The 23,493-nt window shown below is 69.9% G+C and carries 23 protein-coding genes; 18 read left to right on the plus strand and 5 right to left on the minus strand.

What is annotated here, in order from left to right; all coding sequences use genetic code 11:
* The first annotated feature begins 199 nt into the window (after positions 1-199).
* Entirely contained in the window at positions 200-598 is a 399-nt protein-coding gene (locus D5S19_RS23210) for a hypothetical protein (protein WP_147397494.1), read from the plus strand.
* A gap of 14 nt (positions 599-612) precedes the next feature.
* Complete coding sequence (locus D5S19_RS23215; RefSeq protein ID WP_120025523.1) at positions 613-1,848, plus strand: aminotransferase class I/II-fold pyridoxal phosphate-dependent enzyme; 1,236 nt, start codon at positions 613-615, stop codon at positions 1,846-1,848.
* Positions 1,849-1,999: 151 nt separating this feature from the next.
* Here the strand turns inward: D5S19_RS23215 and D5S19_RS31800 are convergent, their stop codons facing one another.
* Both D5S19_RS31800 and D5S19_RS23220 read right to left on the minus strand, forming a co-directional pair.
* Positions 2,000-2,227 (minus strand): hypothetical protein, encoded by a 228-nt coding sequence (locus D5S19_RS31800; RefSeq protein ID WP_147397495.1) that lies wholly within the window; start codon positions 2,225-2,227, stop codon positions 2,000-2,002.
* A 470-nt stretch (positions 2,228-2,697) separates the two neighbouring features.
* Positions 2,698-3,660 (minus strand): 2-hydroxyacid dehydrogenase, encoded by a 963-nt coding sequence (locus D5S19_RS23220; RefSeq protein WP_120025524.1) that lies wholly within the window; start codon positions 3,658-3,660, stop codon positions 2,698-2,700.
* 221 nt (positions 3,661-3,881) lie between these two features.
* On the opposite strand from D5S19_RS23220, the gene D5S19_RS23225 reads away from it, so the two are divergent.
* From D5S19_RS23225 to D5S19_RS23265, 9 genes are read left to right on the plus strand one after another with little or no spacing between them, the layout of a single operon-like run.
* Positions 3,882-4,625, plus strand: a complete 744-nt coding sequence (locus D5S19_RS23225) for an SDR family oxidoreductase (protein WP_120025525.1) — start codon at positions 3,882-3,884, stop codon at positions 4,623-4,625.
* A 1-nt stretch (position 4,626) separates the two neighbouring features.
* A complete protein-coding gene (locus tag D5S19_RS23230) occupies positions 4,627-5,631 on the plus strand; it encodes a 2-hydroxyacid dehydrogenase (protein ID WP_120025526.1) in 1,005 nt (334 codons plus the stop codon).
* Entirely contained in the window at positions 5,628-6,377 is a 750-nt protein-coding gene (locus D5S19_RS23235) for an SDR family NAD(P)-dependent oxidoreductase (RefSeq protein WP_120025527.1), read from the plus strand. Before D5S19_RS23230 ends, D5S19_RS23235 begins: the two co-directional genes overlap by 4 nt.
* Complete coding sequence (locus D5S19_RS23240) at positions 6,370-7,359, plus strand: sugar phosphate isomerase/epimerase family protein (RefSeq protein ID WP_199730651.1); 990 nt, start codon at positions 6,370-6,372, stop codon at positions 7,357-7,359. The genes D5S19_RS23235 and D5S19_RS23240 overlap by 8 nt, the downstream gene beginning before the upstream one ends.
* Positions 7,360-7,369: 10 nt before the next feature.
* On the plus strand, positions 7,370-8,149 hold the full coding sequence (locus tag D5S19_RS23245; RefSeq protein ID WP_120025528.1) for an SDR family NAD(P)-dependent oxidoreductase: 780 nt from the start codon (positions 7,370-7,372) through the stop codon (positions 8,147-8,149).
* Positions 8,150-8,158: 9 nt separating this feature from the next.
* Positions 8,159-8,926 (plus strand): SDR family NAD(P)-dependent oxidoreductase, encoded by a 768-nt coding sequence (locus D5S19_RS23250; protein ID WP_233574109.1) that lies wholly within the window; start codon positions 8,159-8,161, stop codon positions 8,924-8,926.
* 25 nt (positions 8,927-8,951) lie between these two features.
* Positions 8,952-9,986 (plus strand): alcohol dehydrogenase catalytic domain-containing protein, encoded by a 1,035-nt coding sequence (locus tag D5S19_RS23255; RefSeq protein ID WP_120025529.1) that lies wholly within the window; start codon positions 8,952-8,954, stop codon positions 9,984-9,986.
* Positions 9,987-9,995: 9 nt separating this feature from the next.
* Positions 9,996-10,673, plus strand: coding sequence for a 4-carboxy-4-hydroxy-2-oxoadipate aldolase/oxaloacetate decarboxylase (locus D5S19_RS23260; protein ID WP_120025530.1), 678 nt, complete (start codon positions 9,996-9,998; stop codon positions 10,671-10,673).
* Complete coding sequence (locus D5S19_RS23265; RefSeq protein WP_147397496.1) at positions 10,670-11,545, plus strand: NAD(P)-dependent oxidoreductase; 876 nt, start codon at positions 10,670-10,672, stop codon at positions 11,543-11,545. Before D5S19_RS23260 ends, D5S19_RS23265 begins: the two co-directional genes overlap by 4 nt.
* A 490-nt stretch (positions 11,546-12,035) precedes the next feature.
* Here D5S19_RS23265 and D5S19_RS31805 read toward each other — a convergent pair whose 3' ends face one another.
* The gene (locus tag D5S19_RS31805) at positions 12,036-12,980 is read right to left on the minus strand and encodes a LysR substrate-binding domain-containing protein (protein ID WP_158605621.1); all 945 of its coding nucleotides are present in this window, start codon (positions 12,978-12,980) and stop codon (positions 12,036-12,038) included.
* A 133-nt stretch (positions 12,981-13,113) separates the two neighbouring features.
* On the opposite strand from D5S19_RS31805, the gene D5S19_RS23280 reads away from it, so the two are divergent.
* The 7 genes from D5S19_RS23280 (at position 13,114) to D5S19_RS23310 (ending at position 20,181) form a co-directional block, all read left to right on the plus strand.
* Positions 13,114-13,896 (plus strand): LamB/YcsF family protein, encoded by a 783-nt coding sequence (locus D5S19_RS23280; protein WP_120025532.1) that lies wholly within the window; start codon positions 13,114-13,116, stop codon positions 13,894-13,896.
* On the plus strand, positions 13,893-14,615 hold the full coding sequence (locus D5S19_RS23285; RefSeq protein WP_120025533.1) for a 5-oxoprolinase subunit B family protein: 723 nt from the start codon (positions 13,893-13,895) through the stop codon (positions 14,613-14,615). Before D5S19_RS23280 ends, D5S19_RS23285 begins: the two co-directional genes overlap by 4 nt.
* The gene (locus D5S19_RS23290; RefSeq protein WP_199730652.1) at positions 14,608-15,594 is read left to right on the plus strand and encodes a 5-oxoprolinase subunit C family protein; all 987 of its coding nucleotides are present in this window, start codon (positions 14,608-14,610) and stop codon (positions 15,592-15,594) included. Before D5S19_RS23285 ends, D5S19_RS23290 begins: the two co-directional genes overlap by 8 nt.
* Before the next feature lie 3 nt (positions 15,595-15,597).
* Entirely contained in the window at positions 15,598-16,821 is a 1,224-nt protein-coding gene (locus D5S19_RS23295; RefSeq protein WP_120025535.1) for an aminotransferase class I/II-fold pyridoxal phosphate-dependent enzyme, read from the plus strand.
* A 208-nt stretch (positions 16,822-17,029) separates the two neighbouring features.
* Positions 17,030-18,340 carry an MFS transporter gene (locus D5S19_RS23300; RefSeq protein WP_199730653.1) on the plus strand — a complete coding sequence of 437 codons (1,311 nt, stop codon included), beginning with the start codon at positions 17,030-17,032 and terminating at the stop codon, positions 18,338-18,340.
* A gap of 30 nt (positions 18,341-18,370) precedes the next feature.
* Positions 18,371-19,348: a M24 family metallopeptidase gene (locus D5S19_RS23305; protein WP_120025536.1), complete on the plus strand. Its 978-nt coding sequence runs from the start codon at positions 18,371-18,373 to the stop codon at positions 19,346-19,348.
* A 35-nt stretch (positions 19,349-19,383) separates the two neighbouring features.
* Positions 19,384-20,181 carry an aldo/keto reductase gene (locus tag D5S19_RS23310; protein WP_199730654.1) on the plus strand — a complete coding sequence of 266 codons (798 nt, stop codon included), beginning with the start codon at positions 19,384-19,386 and terminating at the stop codon, positions 20,179-20,181.
* A 14-nt stretch (positions 20,182-20,195) separates the two neighbouring features.
* Here the strand turns inward: D5S19_RS23310 and argS are convergent, their stop codons facing one another.
* On the minus strand, positions 20,196-21,971 hold the full coding sequence (gene argS, locus D5S19_RS23315) for an arginine--tRNA ligase (protein ID WP_120025537.1): 1,776 nt from the start codon (positions 21,969-21,971) through the stop codon (positions 20,196-20,198).
* Positions 21,964-23,487, minus strand: a complete 1,524-nt coding sequence (locus tag D5S19_RS23320; protein WP_120025538.1) for an MFS transporter — start codon at positions 23,485-23,487, stop codon at positions 21,964-21,966. Before D5S19_RS23320 ends, argS begins: the two co-directional genes overlap by 8 nt.
* Positions 23,488-23,493 lie beyond the last annotated feature (6 nt).

The following is a 23,493-nucleotide window of genomic DNA, read 5'->3' on the forward strand; positions in this document are numbered from 1 at the left end:
AAAGTCGGTGTAGAGGTCTGTGAAGGGACCCTTCACGGACTCTGAGTCTGTGAAGGGTCCCTTCACAGACCCGAAACCGGTCCGGCGCACGCCACGAGGTGGTCGCACACACCTCCGCATCGCCCACCGCCGGGTCCCCGACCAACTTTGCCGACACCCTGGGGGGCTCACCCCGGCACAGATTGGCTTCGTTACGGCCATGGAATGTGCGGCAGCGGGGGCGCGGCTGTTGTCCGGGCTACCCATCCGGCTGGCCGGTCGGGTGGCCGCCTTCGTGCTCGTTGGCGTCGCGGTCCCGGCGGCGTCCCCCTTCCTGATGTCGACGCTGTTGCCGCGGCGGCAGATCGAGGCTGAGGCGCGAGCTGATCCGTCGGCTCCTCTCCGATTGTCGTCTCGTCGCTACGCCAATGTGTGGCCTGCTATTTTTCTGGTAGTGCTCGTTACCGCCTTCGGTCTGTTGGAAACGATGATTGCTCTCGGACTGATGGTTGGTTCCGTCGGCGCGGGGGCGCTGCTCAATAATTTTGGAAACCAGTGGCACTTTGTTGTCGCAGTCTGCGTGCTGGTTTCCATGAGATTTTTCGACGTTCCAAATTGAAAGGAAGAAACGAAGTGGCGTTATCGTTGACAGGCTCGGCTTTGGCCAAGTGGGGATTCTCTGAATGGGTTGAATCCAGCGTACAGAGCAACGAGTTGTATGACCCTCCTGTGCTCAACGGCGCCAATGACGCCATCGTCGACGTCGAGGGACGGGAGCTGGTCAACTTCAGCGGGATCGGTATCCTCGGCTGGCAGCGCGAGCCGGACGTGCTCGCCAACTTCACTGCGGCCGCTGCCGAATACGGCCTGGTTACCGGCGGGTCGAGGATGACAGCAGGCGTGTCTCACCCACACCGTGACCTCGAGTCGTTGCTGTGTGAGATCACTGGCAAAGAGCGAGCGCTGACCTTCGCATCGGGCCTGCTGGCCAACTTCGGTTTCGTCAACGCCATGAGCGCGCGCTTCTCGTTCGCCGGTGGCGTTGGGGTGGACAACTCCGACATGGTGTTCGTGCTCGACCGCAGCAGCCATTGGAGCATGTGGAAGGCGGCCGAGAAGTTCAACCTGGGACGCAACCTGCTGACCTTCCGGCATAATGATACGGATCATCTGCGTAAAGTGCTGGAGAAGGTTCGCGGCAGGCGAGTCGTCGTCGGCTTCGAGGTGGTCTACTCCGATGACGGCACGGTCGCGCCGGTGGGTGAGATCCTCGACCTGTGCGAGGAGTTCAATGCGGTCAGCTACGTCGATGATGCCACCGGATTCATGGTTTATGGCAACAGCCAGCGCCGTTTTGCGCAAGAATACGAGGACCTGCGCAGGGTCACGTTCCTGATGATGTCGTTCGCGAAGTCGGTCGGACTCGAGGGTGGTGCCTTGGTCGGCCCCGCCGACGCCATGCAAGCATTCGAGATGCTTTCCGGTTACTCGATTTTCACTGCGGCTATCCAGCCGCCGACGGCCAGTGCGATTGCCTACGTCTTGCGCCGGATGCTGCAGAATCCCACGGTGATCAACGACTACCTCGACCGTGTCGACTGGTTGCGCACGCAGTTGACCAGGATCGGCTGCACCATCAACGCGACACCGTCGTACGTCACCTCCATCGTGATCGGCTCCGACGAGGTCGCCGCTCAGTTGCGCGTGGACTTCGCCGAGCGTGGCTACCTGGTTCCGATTTTCCGCTACCCTGCGATGAAGAAGAATCACGCCGTCATCCGGCTGCTGCTCAACGCCAGGTCGTCCCGGGAACATCTGGACGGCTTCATCGAGACACTTGCCGAGCTCAAGAGAAAGTACGGCTTCTGATCCTGCGGTGCAGGGGTCCCGGTAGTGCTTACGTACATAGCGAATATGCGGGTCGACGACAACCTCATCGCCCAATGTCCCCTCGGGCGCGCTGATTGAGGCAGCGACCCGGCAGTCCGCTGAGGACTTCGCCATTTTGCTACCGGGACCTCTACGCGTGGATCATCGTGTCCGGTGCGGCGAACTCCGGCGCTGTGAACGCGGCTTTGTGTTCGTGGCGCAAGACAGTGGTGAGGGTGCGCTGCTGAAGATCCTTTGTGGACAGTCGGTGGCGCGATCCCTCTGCGGAAACGGGGACGGTCCTGGCCCGGGTAGGCGGTGAAGTAGACGTCAGCTGGGCGACCAGCTTTCCGTCCAGGTCGTAGCGGTATGCTTTCATCCCGAACGCTCGGACAGCAGGCACTGCGCGACGGATGACAACGCACCGGCCGGCTCCTGGCCCGGTTGTCGTAGCGGCCGAGCAGGGTCCGGAGGTGGTGGAAGATCTCGGTCCCCTCGCGAACAAGCGAGCTCGCAGGTCTGCGCGCCCGGCGAATTCCGCAGCTCGGCCCAGCGCGGCTGCTCCTGGTCGCATGACGTAACGCTAGTAGAAGTCGGCGTTTACGTAAAACTAAACGGTGGACATAGTCGACTGGAAGACGGCGCCGGGCCGTTCGGCACTGTCTTCCTGGGAAGGGGATCCCGATGACCACGCACTCGGCGCGGTGCCGGGCACGCCGGCCTGCGCAACCTCCACTGTGGACTCAAGCCGCTGCGTGCAGGCTTCGAATTCCCTGACAGGCGCTGGGAATACGATGTGGACGAGTGCCCGGGATTGCCAGGGTGGTGAGGGTCGTGGCGCGAGGAAGATCAGCCGGGTAGCGGAGTGCGGGCCGGTTCGCCGGCGAGTACGGCCAGCAGGTTGGCCACGGCGAGGTCGACCATGGCGGCGCGGGTCGCCTCGGTGGCCGAGCCGACGTGGGGGAGAGCCACCAGCCGGGACGCCGCGATCAGGTCCGCTACGTCCTCGCCGCGCGGCTCCTGTGCGAAGACGTCCAGGCCCGCGGAGTGCAGTGTGCCGTCGCGCAGTGCGGTGAGCAGGGCTGCTTCGTCGACGACGCCGCCGCGAGAGGTGTTGACGAGGGTTGCGGTCGGCTTCATCGCGCGGAGTTCCTTTGCGCCGATGAGGTGGCGGGTCGTGTCCGTAAGCGGTACGTGTAGCGACACGATGTCCGACTGGGCAAGCAGGGACTCGAAGCCGACCGGTTCGGCGAGGCCGTCTGCGGGAGCCGAGTACGGGTCGTGGCGCAGTACGCGCACGCCGAAGCCCGTGGCCCGCCGGGCGACGGCGCGGCCGATCTGCCCGTAGCCGACGAGGCCGAGTGTCGCCCCGTGCACGTCGAGGCCCAGGTGGTCGTCCATGCGGAAGGTGGCCCAGGTGCCGGCGTGGAGCCGGTCCCTAGCGGCGCCGAGACGGCGGCGGGCCATGAGGATCAGGGACCACGCGAGGTCGGCGGTGGTTTCCGCGAGCACGCCCGGGGTGTGCGTGACGACGACGCCGCGTTCGGCTGCCGCGGTCTGATCCACTGCGTCGAAGCCGGCGCTGGCGAGGCTGACGACCTGCAGTTGCGGTCCGGCCGCGTCCAGGAGCGCGGCATCGACGACGTCGTTGCCGAGACAGAGGATGCCCGCCGCGCCGGTGGCGAGTGCGTGCAGCTGCTCGGGCGTGGGCTTCTCGTCGGTGGGTCCCCTGACCAGGTCGACATAGCCGGCAAGCCGATCCAGGCCCGCGCCCGGCAGGGTCCCGCGGGTACTCAGCACGCGCTTTCCCATGGTGCTCCTCCTCGTGCGCCGGAACCGTGCGCGGGCACGGTATCCGGGCCGGAGGGCGGCGGGCCAACAGTGAATCGTGCTGGCGCCATCGGTGTTCCGGATGACGGCCGGTGACCGGCGGACATAAGCAGATCCGATGGCTCCAGCGGGAAACGCTGTTTGCCGGGCCGGTCCGCGGCGGCTTAGGTTCGGCCGGAGCCCGCCGAAAGGAGCCGCACACCATGCCCTTCTCCGACTACCGCACCGCCCTGGTCACCGGCGCGTCGACCGGGATCGGCGCCGTGGTCGTCGAGCGGCTGGCCGCGCGCGGGCTGCAGGTGCACGCGGTGGCCCGCGACGCCGAGCGCCTCGCGGAGCTGGCGGAGGCCACCGGCTGCCAGGCGCACGCGCTCGACCTCACCCAGACCGGTGCGCTCACCGATCTGGTGGCCGGGCTGGAGATCGACGTGCTGGTCAACAACGCCGGCGTGTCGCGCACCGGGAACATCCTGACCGCCGACGAATTCGCGGTCGACGAGCAGATCGCGGTCAACCTCCGTGCCGTGCTGCACCTCGTGCGGCTGGTCATGCCGGGCATGGTGGCACGCGACCTCGGGCACATCGTGAACATCAGTTCCATCGCCGGGGTCTACACCTTCGGCGGCAACACGATCTATCACGCGACCAAATCCGCGGTGCACACCCTTTCGCGGCAGTTGCGGGTCGACGGGTTCGGCAAGCGCATCCGGGTGACCGAGATCTGCCCCGGCCGGGTCGAAACGGAGATCTTCGGCCGGATCCTCGGTGATCCGGAGAAGGCCCGGCGCGAGTTGTTCGACGGGTACGAATCGCTCAAACCGGCCGACATCGCCGGCGCGATCGAGTTCGCCATCGAGTCGCCGCGGCACGTGAACGTCGGGCACATCGAGATCCTGCCGACCTTCCAGGTGCCCGGCGGTCTCGAATTCGAGCGGAGGGTGAGCTGACGTGTCCGGCTATCAGGTCGTGATCACCCGCGGCTACGCCGAACCCGACGGCAGCACCGTTTTCGGGGACATCGGGCTTTCCCGGCTCACCGAAGCAGGGTTGTCGTGGCGGGTACTCGACGACGCGGTGGAGGAGCTGCGCCCGGACCAGCTCGACGGCGCGGACGCGGTGCTGGTGCTGGGGCACGAGCGCGTCACCGCGGCGTCGATCCCGGCGTCCGGGCGGTTGCGTCATGTCGCACGGTTCGGTGCCGGGTTCGACGCGGTGGACGTCGACGCTTGCACACGGCGTGGCGTCGTCGTGACCACGACGCCGGAGGCGGTACGCGGGCCGGTCGCCGATTCGGTGGTCGCGCTGCTGTATGCGTTGTCGCACAACCTGGTCATGAAAGACCGGCTGGTTCGTGAGGGCCGTTGGGGCGAGCGAAGGGCGTGGCAGGGTTCTGGTCTCGAAGGCGCGACGGTGGGCATCGTCGGGCTGGGCGGGGTCGGGATGGAGACGGCGCGACGCGTGCGGGTGCTCGGGTTGCGCGTGCTCGGGTACAACCGCAGCGACCGCAGCCGGGCCGCGGCGGAGCTGGGCGTGGAGACGCTGCCGCTCGCGGATGTGCTGGGGCAGAGCGACTACGTCGTGGTCACTGTCGCCGGGAACCCCGGTACCAGGAACCTGATCGGTGAAGCGGAACTCGCGCTGATGCGACCGTCGGCGCGGCTGATCAACGTCGCGCGCGGGTCCGTGGTCGACGAGGAAGCGCTCATCGCACGGTTGCGGGACGGAAGGCTCGCGGGCGCGGGGCTCGACGTGTTCGCCGAGGAGCCGCTGAAACCCGGCAGCCCACTGACCACTTTGGACACTGTTGTGCTCGCCCCGCATTCCCTCTGCTGGACCGACCGGTTCAGCGCCGCGGTGTCCGCGAGCGCCCTGGACTCGCTCATCGCGGTCAGCCGCGGGCAGCGGCCGGGCACCGCGTTGAACACCCCGGAAAGCGAAAGGACCACACGATGACAGGCACCGCGATCATCACCGGCGCGGCGTCGGAACGCGGGATCGGCCGTGCCCTGGCGGAGCGCCTCGCCCCGGCCGGCTGGCACCTCGGGCTGCTCGACGTCGACCCGGCGGTCACGGACGTCGCGGCGGAGCTGGCCGCCCGCCACGGCGTCTCCGCGCGCGGGGCGACCGCCGACATCGCCGATCCCGAGGCCGTGGACGCGGCGGTGTCGGCGTTCGAAAGCGCGCTGCCGCCGATCACGGCGCTGGTCAACATCGCGGGCGTCAGCTCCCCGGTTTCCTTGCTGGAAGCGGATCTCGCGACGTGGGAGCGCGTCATGCGGATCAACACGACCGGTGTGTTCGTGGTGTGCAAGCGCATCATGCCCGGCCTGGTGGAACGCGGCTACGGCCGGGTGGTCAGCCTCGGCTCGACCGCCGCGCAGAACGGCGGCGGCACCTACAGCAAGTCGACCTACGCCGCGTCCAAGGGCGCGATCGAGGGCTTCAGCCGGGGGCTGGCGCTGGAGGTCGCGCCGAACGGGGTCACGGTCAACGTCATCGCCCCGGCCACGATCGACACCGACATCATGGGCGGCCGCATCACCGACGAGCGCAAACCCGCCTTCCTGGCGCAGCTGCCGGTGGGCCGGCTGGGCACCACGCGCGAGGTCGCCGCGCTCGCGGAGTTCCTGATCGGCGAGGACGCGGGCTACATCACCGGCGCGACCTACAACCTCAACGGAGGAATCCGCATTGGCTGAGCCCGTGACCGTGCACGAAGAACGGCCGTCGCTGGTCTGTTCCGGCGCCGTCGTGCCGCCGTATCCGCCCGAGGAATGGCCGATCGCAGCAGCCATGTTGCAGTTCCCGCCGCACCACGCGGACGGCACGCCCATGGCCGAGCTGAACCCGGCCGAGTGGCGGGCGCAGCTGCAGGCGGTGGTCGACGCCGGGTTCACGCACCTGGAACTGTCCACGGCGTGGCTGCCGCTCGGTGATCTCGAACCGGCGCGGCTGAAGGAACTGGCCGCGGTGCTGGACGACGCCGGGCTGTCCGTGCCGGGTGTCGGCGTGGTGCGGCAGAGCGTGATCCAGCCGGAGCGCGGGGAAGCGAATCTCGCGTTCACCCACCGCACTGTGGACGCGGCTGCGGAGCTGGGCGCGGGCGTCGTCTGCCTTGGCCTGCACGACGTCCTGACCTCGGAGCAACGGCGTGTCCTGTGGTTCTGGACCTTGCCGCAGGACGAGCGTCCGGCCGATCCCGAGGTCTACGCCTTGGCCGTGCGCCGGTTCCGCGAGCTGGGCGAGCACGCGGCGTCGCTCGGGCTGGAGATCTCGCTGGAGCTGTACGAGAACACCTACCTCGGCAGTGCCGACGAGGCGATCCGCTTCCTCGATGAGATCGGCCACGACGCGGTGGGGCTCAACCCCGACCTCGGAAACCTGATCCGGCAGCAGGGACCGGCGGACTCGTGGGAGTACCTCGTCTCGGTCACCGCGCCGCGCACGAACTATTGGCACGTCAAGAACTACGCTCGTCTGGAGGACCCGGCGACCGGCACCGTGCTCACGCATCCGACGTCGCTCGAACTCGGCGTCATCGACTATCGGGCGGCCGTGCGGTACGCGATCGTGCACGGCTTCCGTGGTGCGTTCGTCACCGAGCACTACGGCGGGGACGGGCTGAGCGTGGGCGCCACGAACGCCGCCTACCTCCGCCGGATTCTCCCGCGCACGAAGTGACAGGAGCACCATGAGCACGTCTGCCGCCGAATTCCCCCGCGACCGCACCGCGATCGTCACGGGGGCGGCGTCCGAACGCGGGATCGGCCGCGCGATCGCCGGTTCGCTCGTCGCCCAGGGCTGGTCGGTCGCGGTGTTCGACGTCGACCAGGGGGCGAGCGAGGACCTGGCCGCGCGGCTGCAGGAGGAACACGGCAGACCGTGCTTCGGCGCGGGAGTCGACATCCGCGACCGGGACGCCGTGTTCGCCGCCGTGGCGCAGGTCGAGCAGCAGTTGCCGCAGCTGACCGGGCTCGTGAACAACGCCGGTGTCAGCTCGCCTGTCCCGTTCCTGGAGGTCACCGACGAGGAGTGGCGTCGCGTGATCGAGGTGAACCTGCACGGCACCTTCCACGTCACGCAGGCCGCCGCGAGGGTGATGGCGCGCCACCGTGTGGGCCGGATCGTGCACATCTCGTCGACGTCGGCCGAGCGCGGCGGGGGAGTGTACGGCCGGGCCGCGTACTCGGCGGCGAAGGCGGCGCTGCTCGGCTTCGCCCGGACGCTGGCCCGTGAGCTGGGACCGGTCGGGATCACGGCGAATTCCGTCGCGCCGGGCTCGATCGACACCGACATCATGGGCGGGCGCCTGTCCGAGGAGCGGAAGGCCGTGTTGATCGAGGATCTGCCGGTCGGGCGGATCGGGACGGTGCACGACGTCGCCGCGGTGGTCTCGTTCCTGCTGAGCGAAGCCGCGGGCTACCTGACCGGCGTGACGTACGACGTCAACGGCGGATCGCACATCGCATGACCACCGAGCATGACCACCGAGCAGAAGGGCAGCACCGGCATGGCCGCTCCGTTCACCGCCGACCTGACCGGCAAGACCGCCGTGGTGACCGGGGCCAGCTCCGGCATCGGCCGCGCGATCGCCGAGGAGTACCTGCGCAACGGCGCCACGGTCGTCGGCCTGCATCGGCGCCCGGTCACCACGTTCGGCGGGAAGTACGTGCCGGTGCTGGCCGATCTCGGTGACCCGGCGCAGGTGCGGGCCGCGGCGGCGGGAGTGCTGCGTGCGCACCGGGTGGACATCCTGGTGAACAACGCGGGGCTCAATCTGCGGCACCCGTTCGAGGATTTTCCTTTCGAGGACTGGGATCGGGTGCAGCAGCTCAACGTCCGGACCGTGGTCGAGCTGACTCAGCTGTTCGGGCGCCCGATGCTGGAACGCGGGTCCGGGGTGATCGTGAACCTCGCTTCGATGCTCTCGTTCACCGGTGGGTTCACCGCGTCCGCGTACGCGGCTTCGAAGGGCGCGGTCGCCCAGTTCACCAAGTCCGTCGCGAACGAATGGGCGGGGAAGGGCGTGCGCGTCAATGCGATCGCGCCGGGATTCATCAGCACGGAGATGAACGTGGCGCTCGTGGCGGACGAGACCCGCAACCGCCAGATTCTCGAACGTATCCCCGCGGGCCGGTGGGGATGCGCCGAGGACATCGCCGGGGCCGCGCTCTTCCTCGCCTCGGACGCGGCGGGCTTCGTGCACGGCACGGTGCTGCCCGTCGACGGCGGCTATCTGGCCCGCTGAACTCCTTGCGAGAGAAGGGATTCCTGTGAAAGCAGTGGTCGTCCACGGCGCGAACGACCTGCGCGTCGACGAGGTGCCCGCCCCGCGTCCGGCGGACGATCGGGTCACGGTGCGCATCGTCTACGGCGGGATCTGCGGTTCCGACCTGCACTACGCGGCCGACGGGCAGAACGGTCCGTACCGCGTGCGTGAACCGCTGGTGCTCGGGCACGAAGTGGTCGGCGTCGTCGCCGAATCCGTCGCGGGCGCGCCGAAGGCCGGGACGCCGGTGGCGATTCACCCGGCGACCCCGTGCGCCGCCGCCGGGGCCGCCGAGCCGACCGGCCTGCACCTGCGGCCGGGAACCTACCTCGGCAGTGCTTCGACCGAGCCGCACACGCAGGGCGGTTTCGCGGAGATCCTGGCCGTCCAGCCCGCGCAGCTCCGCCCGTTGCCCGCAGGACTGCCGTTGCGACGGGCCGTGCTGGCCGAGCCGTTTTCGGTGGCACTGCACGGGATTCGGCGACTGGGGGAGCGGGTCCGCGGTGCGCGCGCGTTGGTCAGCGGCGCCGGGCCGATCGGCGCGCTCGCCGTCGCCGCGCTGCGGCACGCCGGGGCCGCCGAGATCGTGGCAGCCGACCTGCGGAGTTTCCCGCTGAAGGTCGCGGCCGCGGTCGGCGCGGGGACGACGGTCAACCTGGCCGAAGGTGGCGAGATCGAGGAATCCGCATTCGATGTCGTGGTCGAGGCAGCGGGCGCCGTCGCGTCCCTGGGCGCGGCCGCGACCGCCGCGCGGCCCGGCGGCGCGGTGCTGCAGCTGGGGATGCTGCCCAGCGGGCCGGTGCCGGTGGCGATGTCGTCGGTGATCGCCAAAGAGCTGACCGTGTTCGGCTCGCAGCGTTTCGACGTCGAGCTGGACGAGGCGATCGCGCTGCTGGCCGCCGACGAGTCGCTGGAAACCGTGGTGAGCCATGAATTCGCGCTGGACGACGCGGTGGCCGCGTTCGCGTGCGCGGCCGACTCGTCCCGTTCGTCGAAGACCGTGCTGCGCGTCTCCGCCGATCCGCAGCGTAAACCTTAGGGAGCACCGATGATCCACGTACGCACGAAGATCGACCGGCCGTCGCCCGAGGTGGTGGCCGCGCTGGGGCAGTTCTCCGCCGCCACCATCCACGAGGCGCAGGGCCGCAAGGGCGCGCTTTCGCACCGGTTGAAGCCGGTCGACCCGGCGATGTCGTTCTGCGGACCGGCGTTCACCGTCCAGGCACAGGCCGGGGACAACATCATGGTCCAGGTCGGGATCTCCTACGCGCGGCCCGGCGACGTCGTGATCGTCGCGGCCGGGGAGTTCGCGCAGGCCGGCGGCTTCGGGGACGTGCTCGCCACGGCGTGCCAGAGCAAGGGGCTGGCCGCGTTCGTCACCGACTCGGGGGTGCGGGACAGCGCGGACCTCAAAGCGCTCGGGTTCCCGGTGTTCTCCGGCTCGATCTGCATGGAGGGCACGGTGAAGGAGACCCTGGGGCCGATCAACCGGCCGCTCGCGGTCGGCGGGCAGATCGTGCGGCCCGGCGACATCCTGCGCGGTGATGCCGACGGCATCGTGGTGGTCGATCCCGCGGAGGCCGAGGACGTCGTCCGCCGTTGCCGGGAGCGCGAGGACCACGAGGCCGGAGTCCGCGCCGAGCACCGCCGCGGCGAGCGGACCCTGATCGAGGTGCACGGCCTCGTCGAGAAGCTCAAGGCGAAGGGCCTGGTCGTCGAAGAGTGAGCACACCCGTGGTGGGGGTGATCGGCCTCGGCCCGATGGGCGCGCCGGTCGCCGGGCACATCGCCCGAGCCGGATTCCCGGTGCGGGTGTGGAACCGCACCCGCGCGAAGGCCGCGGCGTTCGCCGCCGCCGACCACCCGGCGGACCTGAGCGCTGACGTGGTGCTGTCCGCCCTCCCGGACGTCGACCAGCTGGAACGGATCGCTCCCGACTCGGTCGTCGACACGTGGGCGAGCCGGGGCACCACGCATCTGGTGGTCCTGAGCACGACGTCCCCGGACAAGGTCCGCGACCTGGCGGCCCGGCTCGCCCGGTTTGGCATCGCGGTCCTCGACGCCCCGATGAGCGGCGGCGACACCGGGGCGCGTGCCGGCGCCCTGAGCCTGATGGTCGGCGGCGCCGCGGAGGATTTCGCCGCAGTGGAGCCGATTCTGCGGACGTTTTCGTCCACTGTGGAGCACATGGGGCCGGTCGGCGCGGGGACTGCGGCGAAGCTGTGCAACCAGATCATCGTGGCCACCACACTCGTGGGGCTCGCCGAATCGCTGGACCTGGCGCGGCGCGCGGGGCTTTCCGGGCCACAGCTGGTTCGCGTGCTCGAAGGCGGTCTGGCGTCGAGCGCGGTGCTGGACGCGAAGGCGGCGAAGATCCTGCACCGCGAGTACAGCCTGGGCGGGAGCACGGACAATCAGGTCAAGGACCTCCGCTACGCCCTCGCTCTGGCCGACCGCCTCGGCGCCCGGCTGACCCAGACCCGCGAGGTGGCGGCGCTGTTCGAGGAGACCGTCCGAAGTGGACTGGGTGGGGCTGATCACTCGGCGGTCTTCGAGACGGTGTCCGAGGATCGGTATCCGCGGACGTCGCCTTCCTGATCTCGGGTGAAAGTCCGAAGTGGACTCCGGGTGGTCGCTCTGTGGTCTAGGTGCGGCGGTCTGTGGACCCGCACCCGCGCTGCCCGCCTGGCCTGCGCGACGTCGGCTGGCTCTGCAGGGGCGGAGAACTGTCACCGCCACCGGCCGCCGGATGCGGTTTTCTCTTACCTCGCAACGTAACTCGACTCTCTCCCCCGGTCGCACCCTGGCACGAAGGGCTGTGAAGGGAACCTTCACGGACCCAGAGGCCAGGGTCCCGGCAAAGTTGGTCGAGGACCCGGCAGTGGGCGATGCGGAGGTGTGCGGCCACCTCGTGGGCGTGCGCCGGACCGGTTTCGGGTCTGTGAAGGGACCCTTCACAGACTCAGAGTCCGTGAAGGGTCCCTTCACGGACCTCTACACCGACTTTGCCGGAACCCTGGACCCAGAGGCCGTGAAGGTTCCCTTCACAGCCTTGTCCGAAGTGGACTCTGCGCGGCCGGTCCGCTGTCTACGAGCCGCCGTCCGTCGACCGGTACCCGCGCACGCCGCCCTCCGGAAGCTCGGCCACCAACCCGCGCATCACCCCCGCCACGACCTCCGCCGGTTCCGACAGGGGCTGCACCTCGGAGGTGCACAACGCCATCCCGGTCCGCATCCGCGCGTCGCTGAACCGGTACGCGCGCACCTCGTCCGGCGCGAAGTACGCCCGGACCGCCGACAGGGGCAGGATCGTCGCGCCCAGTCCGGCCACGACGGCTTCCCGCAGGACCATGCTCGGTTCGATCTCCGCGGCGATCGAGCAGTGCAGCCCGGCCGCGTGGAAGGCGGCGTCGGTGATCCGCCGCACGGTGTGCACCTCGCTGGGCAGCAGGAAGTCCAGCGCGGCCGCCTGCCGCAGCGTGACCTCGTCGCCCCGCGGCGTCACCCGTGGCGCCCGCGCGCCGGTGATCAGGTGGAAATCCTCCTCGACCATCCGCTCGAACGCGACGCCCTTCACGTGGCCGGGGTCGTAGATCAGGGCCATGTCGACCTGCCCCAGCAGCACGGCCTGGCTCATCACCACGGTCAGGTTCTGGATCAGCTGCAGCTGGATGGCCGGGAATTGCTCGCGCACCGCGCGCAGCAGCGGGATGGCCACGCCCGAGGCCATGCTGTAGGACGCGAGCCCGACCGTGACCAGCCCGGCCGGCGAGCCGCCGCCGTCGCGCAGGTCGATGCGCGCGGCCTTCTCCAGCCGCAGGATCCCTTGCGCGTAGCGGTAGAGCGACCGGCCGGGGCCGGTCACCGTGACGCCCCGCCCGGTGCGTTCGAGCAGGCGCGTCCGGAACTCGGTCTCCAGCCCGGAGATGTGCTGGCTCAGCGCGGACTGCGTGATGTGCAGCGATTCCGCGGCGCGGGTGATGTTCCCGATGTCGACCACCCGCACGAAGTAGCCGAGCCTGCGCGTGTCCATTGTCCCTCCCGGCGGAGATCCCATCGGCAAACCCGATGAGGCCATGGCCCTTCCTGATGAGGCTTCGCCCCGGTCCGCACCGGAACTACCGTCTCGCTGGAGAACATAACCCGTTACGGGGGAAGGAGTCCCGATGGTGCCTGCGGTCGATCTGGTGGCCGATCTCGGCGAGAGCTTCGGCGCGTACACCATGGGTGACGACGCCGCGCTGCTGGACCTGCTGACCTCCGCGAACGTCGCGTGCGGGTTCCACGCGGGCGATCCTCGCGTAATGGACACGACGGTACGCGCCTGCGTCGAGCGCGGCGTCCGGGTCGGCGCGCACCCGAGTTTCCCGGACCTCGCCGGCTTCGGCCGCCGGGCGATGGACCTGACGGAGAACGAGGTCCGCACGGACGTGCTGTACCAGCTCGGCGCGCTCTCGGCGTTCACCCGGGCGCACGGCACGCGCATCGCGCACCTCGCGCCGCACGGCAAGCTCGGCAACCTCGTGGTCACGCGGCGTGACTACGCCCGCGCGGTGGCCGACGCCGTGGAGGCGTTCGACCCGGAGATCGTGATCCTGCTGCAGGAGGGTGAGCTGGCGGTGGAGTGCCGTGCCCGCGGGCTGCGGATGGCGATGGTCGGCCTGGCCGACCGCGCTTACGAGGACGACGGCACGCTCGTGCCGCGCTCCGAGCCCGGCGCCGTCCTGTCCGACCCGGATGAGGTCACCGCCCGGACCGTCCGGATGGTCACCCAGGGCGTGCTGACCAGCCGGCACGGCCGTGACCTGCCGGTTCGTACCGATTGCGTGCAGCTGCACGGCGACGGGCCGGAGGCGCTGCGGCTGGCCACCCGCATCCGCGCCGAGCTGCAGGCGGCCGGGGTCCGGCTGGCGCCGCTGGACCAGGTGCTGGACGCACCCGCCGCATGACGGGTGTCCGGACCGCGGCGAAGCTCGACGTCTCTCCGTGCGGCGACGCGGCCGTCCGCATCACCGTTGACGGCGCGGGCACCGAGGAGGTGTGGGGCACCGTGCATCACCTCGCGCGACGCCTCAACGACGGCGAGGTGCCCGGAGTGCTCTCGGCCGTGCCCACCTACGACGCGATCCTGGTCGAGTTCGATCCGTGCGTGACCACCGCGGACACGGTGATGTTCCAGCTGTTGTCCTGGGAAGCACCCGACGCCCTCGCGGCGCTGCCGTCGCGAGGGCTCGACGTGCCGGTGCTCTTCGGAGGCGAGGCAGGGCCAGATCTGACGTGGGTCGCCGGGGTGGTTGGTCTCCCGGCGGCCCGCGTTGTCGAGCTGATGTGTGAGACGGAGCTGTTGATCCGCTGTCTCGGTGGCCCGGCCGCATCGGCGATGACCGACGGCCCGGACTTCGGCGAGCCCGTGCCACGCCTGGCCACGCCGCGGTTGCGCGTCCCGCCGGGCGCGGTGTCGCTGGCCGGGCGGCAGGCGGTGCTCGGCCCGGTCGCCGCGCCGAGCGGCTGGCGGCAGATCGGCCGGACCCCGCTCACGGTGCTGCAGACCGACACCGAGGCAGTCGTGCCCTACCGGCCCGGTGACCGGCTTCGCTACTACGCGATCGACGAAGCCACGTACGCGCGTCTGCGCGGTGAGCCGATGCGGTACCGGGCTGATGACTGAGCGTCCCTGCCTCCTCGTCGACGCTGCCCGCGCTTGCGTGGTCACCGACCTCGGCCGCACCGCGGGACCCGCCCGTGGCCTGGCGATCAACGGCGCGCTCGACCAGTTCGCGGCCCGCGCGGCCAACGCACTGGCCGCCAATTCCCCGAACGACCCGCTGCTTGAGGCCACCGGATTCGGCGTGACCTTCCGGCCCACCCACGACGTCCTGATCGCCGTCACCGGCGCGCCCGCACAGCCCTCGATCGACGGCCGCCCGCACTCCGCGTGGTCGCCGCTGTCGGTGCGCGCCGGGCAGACCGTGCACGTCGGGGTGTCCGAGGCCGGGCTGCGGGCGTATGTGGCTGTCCACGGCGGGTTCGCGGTGCCGAGCCTGCTGGGCAGCGTCGCCCCGGACTCGATGATCGGATTCGGCACCGAAGCCGTGCCCGGCGCCGGACTTCCGCTGCTGCGTTCCCGGCCGCCGCTGGTCAACCCGGTCTTCGGGGCCACGATCTTCCACTTCGGCGTGCCACGGCAGCCCCGGGTGCCGACCGTGCTGGACGTGATCGACGGACCGGACGCGGGCGAATTCGGCGACGAGCTGGATAAGCTGTTCGCCTCGCCCTACTGCGTCACCCCGCGGATCAACCACGTCGGCATGCGGGTGGCCGGTCCGGTGCCGCAGCGTTCGGTCACCGGGGAAGTGCTCTCCCGCGGCGTACCGGTCGGGGCTATCGAGGCGCCCGCCGGTGACGAGCTGCTGGTGCTGATGCGGGGCCGCGGAATCACCGCGGGGTACCCCGTGCTCGCCGTGCTCACCTCGGCCGCCCAGGACGTCGCCGGGCAGTTGCGGCCCGGCCAGCGGATCCGTTTCCGCCGCACCACGGCCGCCGCCGCGACGGCCGTCCATCTCGAACGACGGCGGCAGCTCGACCGGATCGCGACCCGCGCGCGTTCCGCCTTCGCCGCTCACGCATTTTTCACGAAAGGACGCTGAGCCATGACCGTTACCGAGACGCCGCTGCTGGCCGAGCGGATGTCGTGGATCGAGGAAAGTCCCAGCTCACGAGTCGCCGACCGGGTGCGTGCCTTCCAGGCGGCCGGAAAACCGGTGCTCCCGCTGACCATCGGCGAACCCGACTTCGACACCCCCGAGCACGTCAAGGAGGCCGCGATCGCGGCAATCCGGGCAGGGGAGACGAAATACACCTCGGCCACCGGCACACCCGCGTTGCAGACCGCGATCCGGGCGCGGTTGGCGCGCAAGACCGGGCAGTCCTACGGCCCCGGCGAGATCGCGCTGGGCGGTGGCGCGAAACAGCTGATCTTCCTGGCGTTCCTCGCCACGCTCGATGCCGGCGACGAGGTGATCGTGCCCGCCCCGCACTGGGTGTCCTATCCGGACATGGTGGCGCTCAACGGAGGCCGTCCCGTGCTCGTCGGGGCGGGCGCGGACACCGGGTACAAGCTCACCCCCGGGCTGCTGCGCGGCGCCGTCACGGACCGGACCAAGTGGCTCGTGCTCAACACCCCGAACAATCCGACCGGCGCCGTGTACAGCCGCGACGAACTGGCCGGGCTCGCCGAGGTGCTGCGCGAACATTCGCGGATTTCCGTGCTGTGCGACGAAATCTACGACGAGATCAACTTCGGCACCGAGCCCGTGCCCAGCCTGGTGTCCGTCGCGCCCGACCTGCGGGAGCGGATCTTCCTGGCCAACGGCGTGTCGAAGGCCTACGCGATGACCGGGTGGCGGATCGGCTACGCGGCCGGCCCGGCGACGCTGTGCGCGGCGATCTCCACGCTCCAGTCACAGAGTTCGTCGTGCCCGTCCTCGATCAGCCAGGCCGCCGCGGCCGCCGCCCTGGACGGGGACCAGTCGTTCATCACCGAAACCGTCGCGGTCTACGCCGAACGCCGGGACCTGCTCGTGTCCGGTCTCGCCGCGATCGACGGGCTTCGCCCGGTCCGTCCGGACGGCGGATTCTACGTCTGGACCGACGCGTCCCGCCTGATTGGCGCGATCACGCCCGGGGGACGGCGGATCGCCACCGACGCGGATCTGGCCGAGCATTTCCTGGAAACCTCCGGGGTCGTCGTGATCACCGGCGAGTCCTACGGCTGCCCCGGTCACTTCCGGGCGAGTTTCGCCCTGGATTCGGAGACCATTCGGAAAGCCGTTTCCGGGCTGGCTTCGGCGGTTTCCGCACTGCGTTTTGCATGATCCGTTCTTCGCCGGCGGCCCCGCGCGGCCCGCGGCGATAAGCATTTCCGATGGGGTGACCGGGAAAACCACTGGTGGTGGTAACCCGCGTGTCGTCCGAGGTAATGTCCCGGCAACAGCGGGGAGTCATCGTTGCGGCGGATCGGTGACCAGGCTCAGCGCAGCCCTTCCGGTGACGACGACGTCACCCGTGAGAAAGGTAGTCCTCGTGAACAGTGCTTCCTCCCCGGTCGTGGCGCACCCACCGGTCCGGGCCAAGAAGTCCTCCATCTTCGGCGGGCTCGTCGGCGTCTTCATCGAACTGTACGACAACGCCGTCTACGGTTTCGTGGCCGGCACCCTGGCCGTCGTGTTCTTCCCCGGCGACGAACCGGCCACCGGTGTATTGCTGACCTTCGTCGCGTTCGCGATCCCGTTCTTCTTCCGCCCGCTCGGTGCCGCCGTGGCCGGCTCGTGGGGCGACCGGTTCGGCCGCAAACGGGTCCTGCTCGGGCTCATCACGCTGATGACGCTGTCGACCGGGCTGGTCGGCGCGCTGCCCGGATACGGTGCGGCCGGGGTCTTCGCCCCGATCGCGCTGGTCGTGCTGCGCGTCCTGCAGGGGTTCGCGATGGGCGGCGAGCCGGGCAACGGCAATTCCTTCCTCGCCGAGCACGCCGGGGAGGGCCGTCGTGGCCGGGTGGTGAGCTACGCCAACGCCGCCACGTTCATCGCGATGCTGCTGGGCACGCTGTTCGCGGCGCTGCTCAACGCGACGCTGACGCAGGCGGCGATGGAGAGCTGGGGCTGGCGCCTGCCGTTCCTGCTCGCCCTGCCGATGGGCCTGATCGGGCTGGCCATCCGGCGTGCCGCCGACGAGTCCCCGGAGTTCACCGCCGCCGAGGTCGAGGGCGAGGTCACGCGCAGCCCCCTGCGCGAGGCGTTCGGTTCCCGCGAAACCGTGCGCGGCATGCTGATGGCGGTCGTGCTGCCGCTGTTCAACAGCTCCGGCTACTTCATCCTGTTCATCTACATGCCCTCATTCATGAAGAACGACATGCACTTCTCCACCGTGCAGGGCCTGATGGTCACCGGGATCATGCTCGCCGTAGGCACGTTCGGCGTGCTCTACGCGGGACGGCTTTCGGACCGGGTGGGCCGCAAGAAGATGCTCGCCACGTCGGCGTTCCTGATGGTGGCGCTCGGATTCCCGTGTTACTGGCTGCTCACCCAGGGTTCGTTCCTGCTCGCGACCCTCGGTGCCGTGGTGATGGCGCTGTGCTTCTCCGGGACCAACGGGGTCATGCAGGTGACGCTGGCGGAGCTGTTCCCCACGCGGGTCCGGACCGTGGCCTACGGCGTGGGCTACAACGTCGGCACCGCGATTTTCGGCGGCGCCGCGCCGCTGGTCGTCTCGGCGCTGATCGTGGCGACCGGCAGCACCTGGGTGCCCGCCTTCTACCTCGTGCTGACCTCGGTCGTCGCCGGTATCGCCGCGCTGCGCATCCGTGAGACCGCGTTCGCCCCGCTCAAGCGCTGAACTCCTGCGATCCTGAAAGGACGGTGCCCCATGACACGGACCGCCGCCGCACCGGCCGGGCCCGATCTCGACCGGCTCCGCGCCGCGATGACCGAAGCCGGTTTCGAAGCCTTGCTGCTCACCTCGGAGGCGGCCCGTGGCCACGTCCTCGGCGCCGAACACGCCGTCGTCGTGCTCACCGCGGCCGGCACGGTGGCCGGGGGATCCGATCCGGCCGGCGCCCTGCGTGCGGCCGGGGCGGGCACCGGACCGGCCGGGTTCGAGGACGACCTGCCGTGGGAGGTGTTCGGCCGCCTCTCGAACACCGGAATCACCCTTCGCCCCGCCGCCGACCTGATCTTCGGTGAGCTGATCCGGGGCGCGGACGCGGAATCGGCCGCCGAGCTGGCCGCGGTGGGCTATACGGCCGTGATGGACCACCTGCACGTCGGCATGGACGTCCGGGAGATCACCGCCAACGTCGACCGATCCCTCCGCCGTGCGGGCGGTCTGCTGGGCTGGTACCCGCCGGGCGCGGGCGTGGGTTCGGACCTGGTCACGATGCACGGGCACGACCCGCGCACCGCGCAGCTGAGGGCCACCAGCCCGCTCCGTTACACGCTGCATCCCGTGCTGGACGGGTGCCAGGGCTTCGCCACCGCCACCGCCGTGCTGAGCAAAGCCACGCCGGCGTTGCGTGACGCGGCGGAATCCTGTTCCACGGCAATGGAATCGCTCATCGCCGCAGTGCGCCCGGGCGCGCCGTTGCGGGACGGTCTCGCCGCTGCCGAGCGGGAATTCGGTGAACGGCCGGGGTCGAGCCGGATCCTCGCGTTGCGCGGCGGAAGCGCGCTGCCCCTCGGGCCGTCGAGTGAACTGCTCGGCGAGCCGGGCACCGTCCTCGGCGTGCGGGCAACAGTCGCGGCGCCCGAAGGGGGAGCGGTGGAGCTGGCCGAGACCGTCCTGATCACCGGCAGCGGACCACAGCGGCTCGTGAAGACGCCGCTGCGTCTCGTCGAGCTGTACTGACCATTGACCGCCACACCGCAGGAGGAGGACCTTTCGTGCCCGGACAGTCCGAAGTGGACCGAGTGCCCGTCGCCGATCTCGGTGGCCGCGCCATGCCGCTGCTCGGCTACGGTACCCACCCGATGCGCGGCGGGCAGGCCACCGAAGCGGTGCTCGCCGCGCTGGAGGTGGGCTACCGCCTCGTCGACACCGCCACGCGCTACCGCAACGAGGAAGCGATCGGCGCCGCACTCGCCCAGACCGCCGTTCCGCGCGGCGAGCTGTTCGTCACCACGAAGATGCCGCCCGACTGCGTCGGCATCGAGCGGCGCACGCTGGAGGAGAGCCTCACCGCGCTCGGCACCGATCACGTGGACCTCTGGCTGATCCACTGGCCGCCCGGCGGGTACCCGGGTGTCACCAGCTGGCGTGCGTTCGCCCAGGCGCGCGAGGAGGGGCTCGTGCGCGCGATCGGCGTCAGCAACTACTCGATCGAGCTGATCGACGCGCTGTACGAGGCCACTGGCGAGTATCCGGCGGTGAACCAGCGGCAGTGGGGTCCGGGGGATTACGACGCCGGATACGCCGGGGCGCTCGCGGCCCGCGGGATCGTGTTGAGTGCACACAGTCCGTTGCGCAGCACCGATTTGAACGACCCGGTGCTCGTGTCGGTCGCGCAGGCGCATGGTCGCAGCGTGCACGAGGTGGTCGTCGCCTGGAACCTGCACCACGGCGTTGCGGTGACGGTGAAGTCCGCCCACCGGGACCGGATGGTGCGCAACCTGTCCGCCGCGGGTCTCACGCTGACCGAGGAAGAGGTCGCGGCGATCGATCGGCTGGGCGCCGGTCTGTGACGTTCTCCAGGTGCCTACAGCCGTTCCGGCGCCTCGATCCCCAGCAGGGACAGCCCCAGCGTCAGCACCCTTGACGTGAGCAGGACCAGCACCAGCCGCGAGTCACGCAGGTCCGGCGCCGCCGTGAGGATCGGGCAGCTTTCGTAGAAGCCGGAGAAGGCTCGCGCCGTGTCGTACAGGTAGGTGCACAGCCGATGCGGCGCACGCTCGGTGACCGCTCGGTCGAAAGCCTGCGGGAACTGCAGAATCTTCAGCATCAGCCGACGTTCGGCAGGGTCGGCGAGCACCACCGGAGTCCCGGCGGGCGGGGCCGCTTTGCGCAGGATGGACCGGATCCGGGCGTTGGCGTACTGGAGATACACGGCGGTGTTGCCGTCCATCGCCAGCATCCGGTCCCAGTCGAAGGTGTAGTCCTTGCCGCGGTTGCCGGACAGGTCGGCGTACTTGACCGCGCCGATGCCGACCGCGCGGGCCACTTCGGCCGCATCGTCGCCGGCCAGTCCGCCGCGTTCGGCGACGAGGGCGGCGGCCCGTTCGACGGCTTCGCGGAGCAGATCGATCAGTTTCACCGAGCCGCCGGCCCTGGAGCGGATGGTTTTGCCGTCATCGCCGAGGATCGAGCCGAAGCCGATGTGCTCGGCCCGCTGGTCCTCGCTCAGCCACCCGGCTTCTCGCAGCAAGGTGAAGATCATCGCGAAGTGCTGTGCCTGAGGATTGCCGACCACGTAAAGCAATTCCTCGGCACCGCGGTTGTCGATCCAGTAGCGGGCGGTCGCCAGATCGGTGATCGCGTAGCCGTAACCGCCGCCACGTTTGCGCACGATCAGCGGCGACCGCTCGCCGTCCCGGTTGAAGAAGCCGGCCGGGAACGCGCAGATCGCGCCGTCGCTGGATTCGGTCAGCCCCTGCACGGTCAGATCACGGACGACACCGGCGAGATAGGGATGGTAGAAGCTTTCCCCATAGCTGTCGTCCGGGGTGAGGCCGACGCCGAGCAGGTCGTACACCTGCTCGAAATGCCGCGTGGACTCGTCGACGAGGAGCCGCCAGAACGCGGTCGACTGTTCGTCGCCGCCTTGGAGAAGGACGACGCGACGACGCGCGCGGAGGGCGAAATCCGGGTCGGCGTCGAACTTCTTGCGGGCTTCCAGGTAGAACCCGTCGAGGTCGACGATCGTGTGCCCGGCCGAGGCGGAGCCGGTCCAGCCCTCTTCGACCAGGTGCTCGATGAGCATGCCGAACGGCGTGCCCCAGTCGCCGAGGTGGTTGTGCGGAGTCACGTCGTGGCCGGCGAAGCGCAGCATCCGCGCGAGTGCGTCGCCGATGATCGACGAACGCAGATGCCCGACGTGCATTTGCTTGGCGACATTGGGGCTTGAGTAATCGATGGCGATCCGCCGGGGACGCTCCGCTGGTGCGACGCCGATCCGGGCGTCCTCCAGCAACGCGGTCGCGCGCTGTTCGAGCCATTCCCGGCGCAGCACCAGGTTGAGGAATCCGGGGCCGCCGATCTCGGGTGGTTCCAGGAGATCGGCGGTGTCCAGTTCGGCTGCGATCCCGGCCGCGATCTCCTGGGGGTCGCCGCCCTGCTCGCTCGCCAGGCTCAGCGCGATGGTGCTCTGGTAGTCGACGCCGGGGCGGCCGGAGACCCGGATCGCCACGTCTGCCGGGTCGCAGCCCACGGCCTGGGACGTTTCCACCGCGGCGGCGATCCGGCCCGCCAGCTCCCGACCGACATCACCGTGCACCACGTGGCCGACCTCCGTATTGAACGCTCGTCGTTCACGCATCGGCCACCTCGCCGACCGGAGCGGTCACGCGCCGCAGCATCACCAGCGCGATCAGGCCGAACCCGGCGGCCACCGCGGCACACGCGATGGTGGCGACCTCGATGCCGCTCACGAACGCCTCCTTCGCCGCCTGGCTGACCGCCGCCGCGGAGTCCGGCGGCAGCGACCGCGCCGCTTCCAACGCGCCGCCGAGCGATTCGCGGACCTGGACCGCGGTCGAGCCGGACAGTCCGTCCGGGGCGCCGAGCCGGGCGTGGTAAACGCCGCTGAGCACGCTCCCGATCACCGCGATCCCTGATGCGCCACCGAGTTCGAACGCGGTCTCCGAGATCGCGGCGGCCGATCCGGAGCGTTCCGTCGGGACACTCGCCAGGACCGTGTCGCTCGCGACCGTGACCGCGAGACCGGTGCCGAAGCCGAAAAGGACCATCGGCACCAGCAGCAGCTCGTAGCGGGCGGTCGTCTCCACCGTCGAGTACAGGAGACAGCCGAGCGCGATCAAGCCGAACCCGGAAGCGACGACGCGTGAACGCCCCCAGACGGCGGCCAGCGGAGCGGCGGCGAGTCCGCCCGCCACCGCCGCGATCGCGCCGGGCAGGCTCGCGGCTCCGGCGGCCAGCGGCGTCCATCCGAGCACCAGCTGGAAATACTGGGCGAAGATGAGGGAGATCGCGGTGGTCCCGAACATCGCGACGAGCGCGCCCCCGACCGACATCGAGAACTCGGCGCGACGGAACTGGCGGAAGTCGATGAGCGGTTCGGCCAGCCGGGCCTGCCGCCGCCCGAACAGGACCAGCCCGCCGATCCCGGCGACCGCGGCCACGATGACCGGTAGCCGGCCCGGTCCGCCGCGGATGCTTTCGGTGATCGCATAGATCGTGGAGACCAGGCCCACCACCGAAAGCGGAATGCTGAGCAGGTCGAGCCGCGCCGGACGGGGGTTGCGCGATTCGGGCAGCACCCGCAGGCCCGCCAGCACGATCAGCGCGGCCGCCGGCACGTTGATCAGGAAGACCGACCCCCACCAGAAATGGGCGAGCAGCGCACCGCCGATGAGCGGCCCGACCGCGAAACCGGCGGTGACAGTGCCGCTCCACAGACCGATCGCGGCCGCGCGCTCGCGCGGATCGGCGAAGACCTGCCGGATGATCGACAGCGTTGACGGCATCACCGTGGCGCCGGCGACTCCCAGTAACGCCCGGGCGGCGATCAACAGCTCCGGGTTCGGCGCGTACGCGGTCGCCAGCGAAAACAGGCCGAAGGCGGACAATCCGATGACCAGCAGCCGTTTCCGGCCGATGCGGTCGCCGACCGTGCCCATCGTGAGCAGCAAGCCGCCGAGGACGAAGCCGTAGACGTCGGCGATCCACAGCAGTTGACCGGCCGACGGGGCGAGCGCCTCGGTCAGCGCGGGAACGGCCAGGTGGAGCACCGTCAGGTCGATACCGAGCAGCAGCGACGCCAGGCAGCAGATCGCCAGCGTCGCCCAGCGCCGGCCGGTGGGGGACTCGTTCACCTCGCC

The organism is Amycolatopsis panacis, from assembly GCF_003600245.1.
Classification (GTDB): domain Bacteria; phylum Actinomycetota; class Actinomycetes; order Mycobacteriales; family Pseudonocardiaceae; genus Amycolatopsis; species Amycolatopsis sulphurea.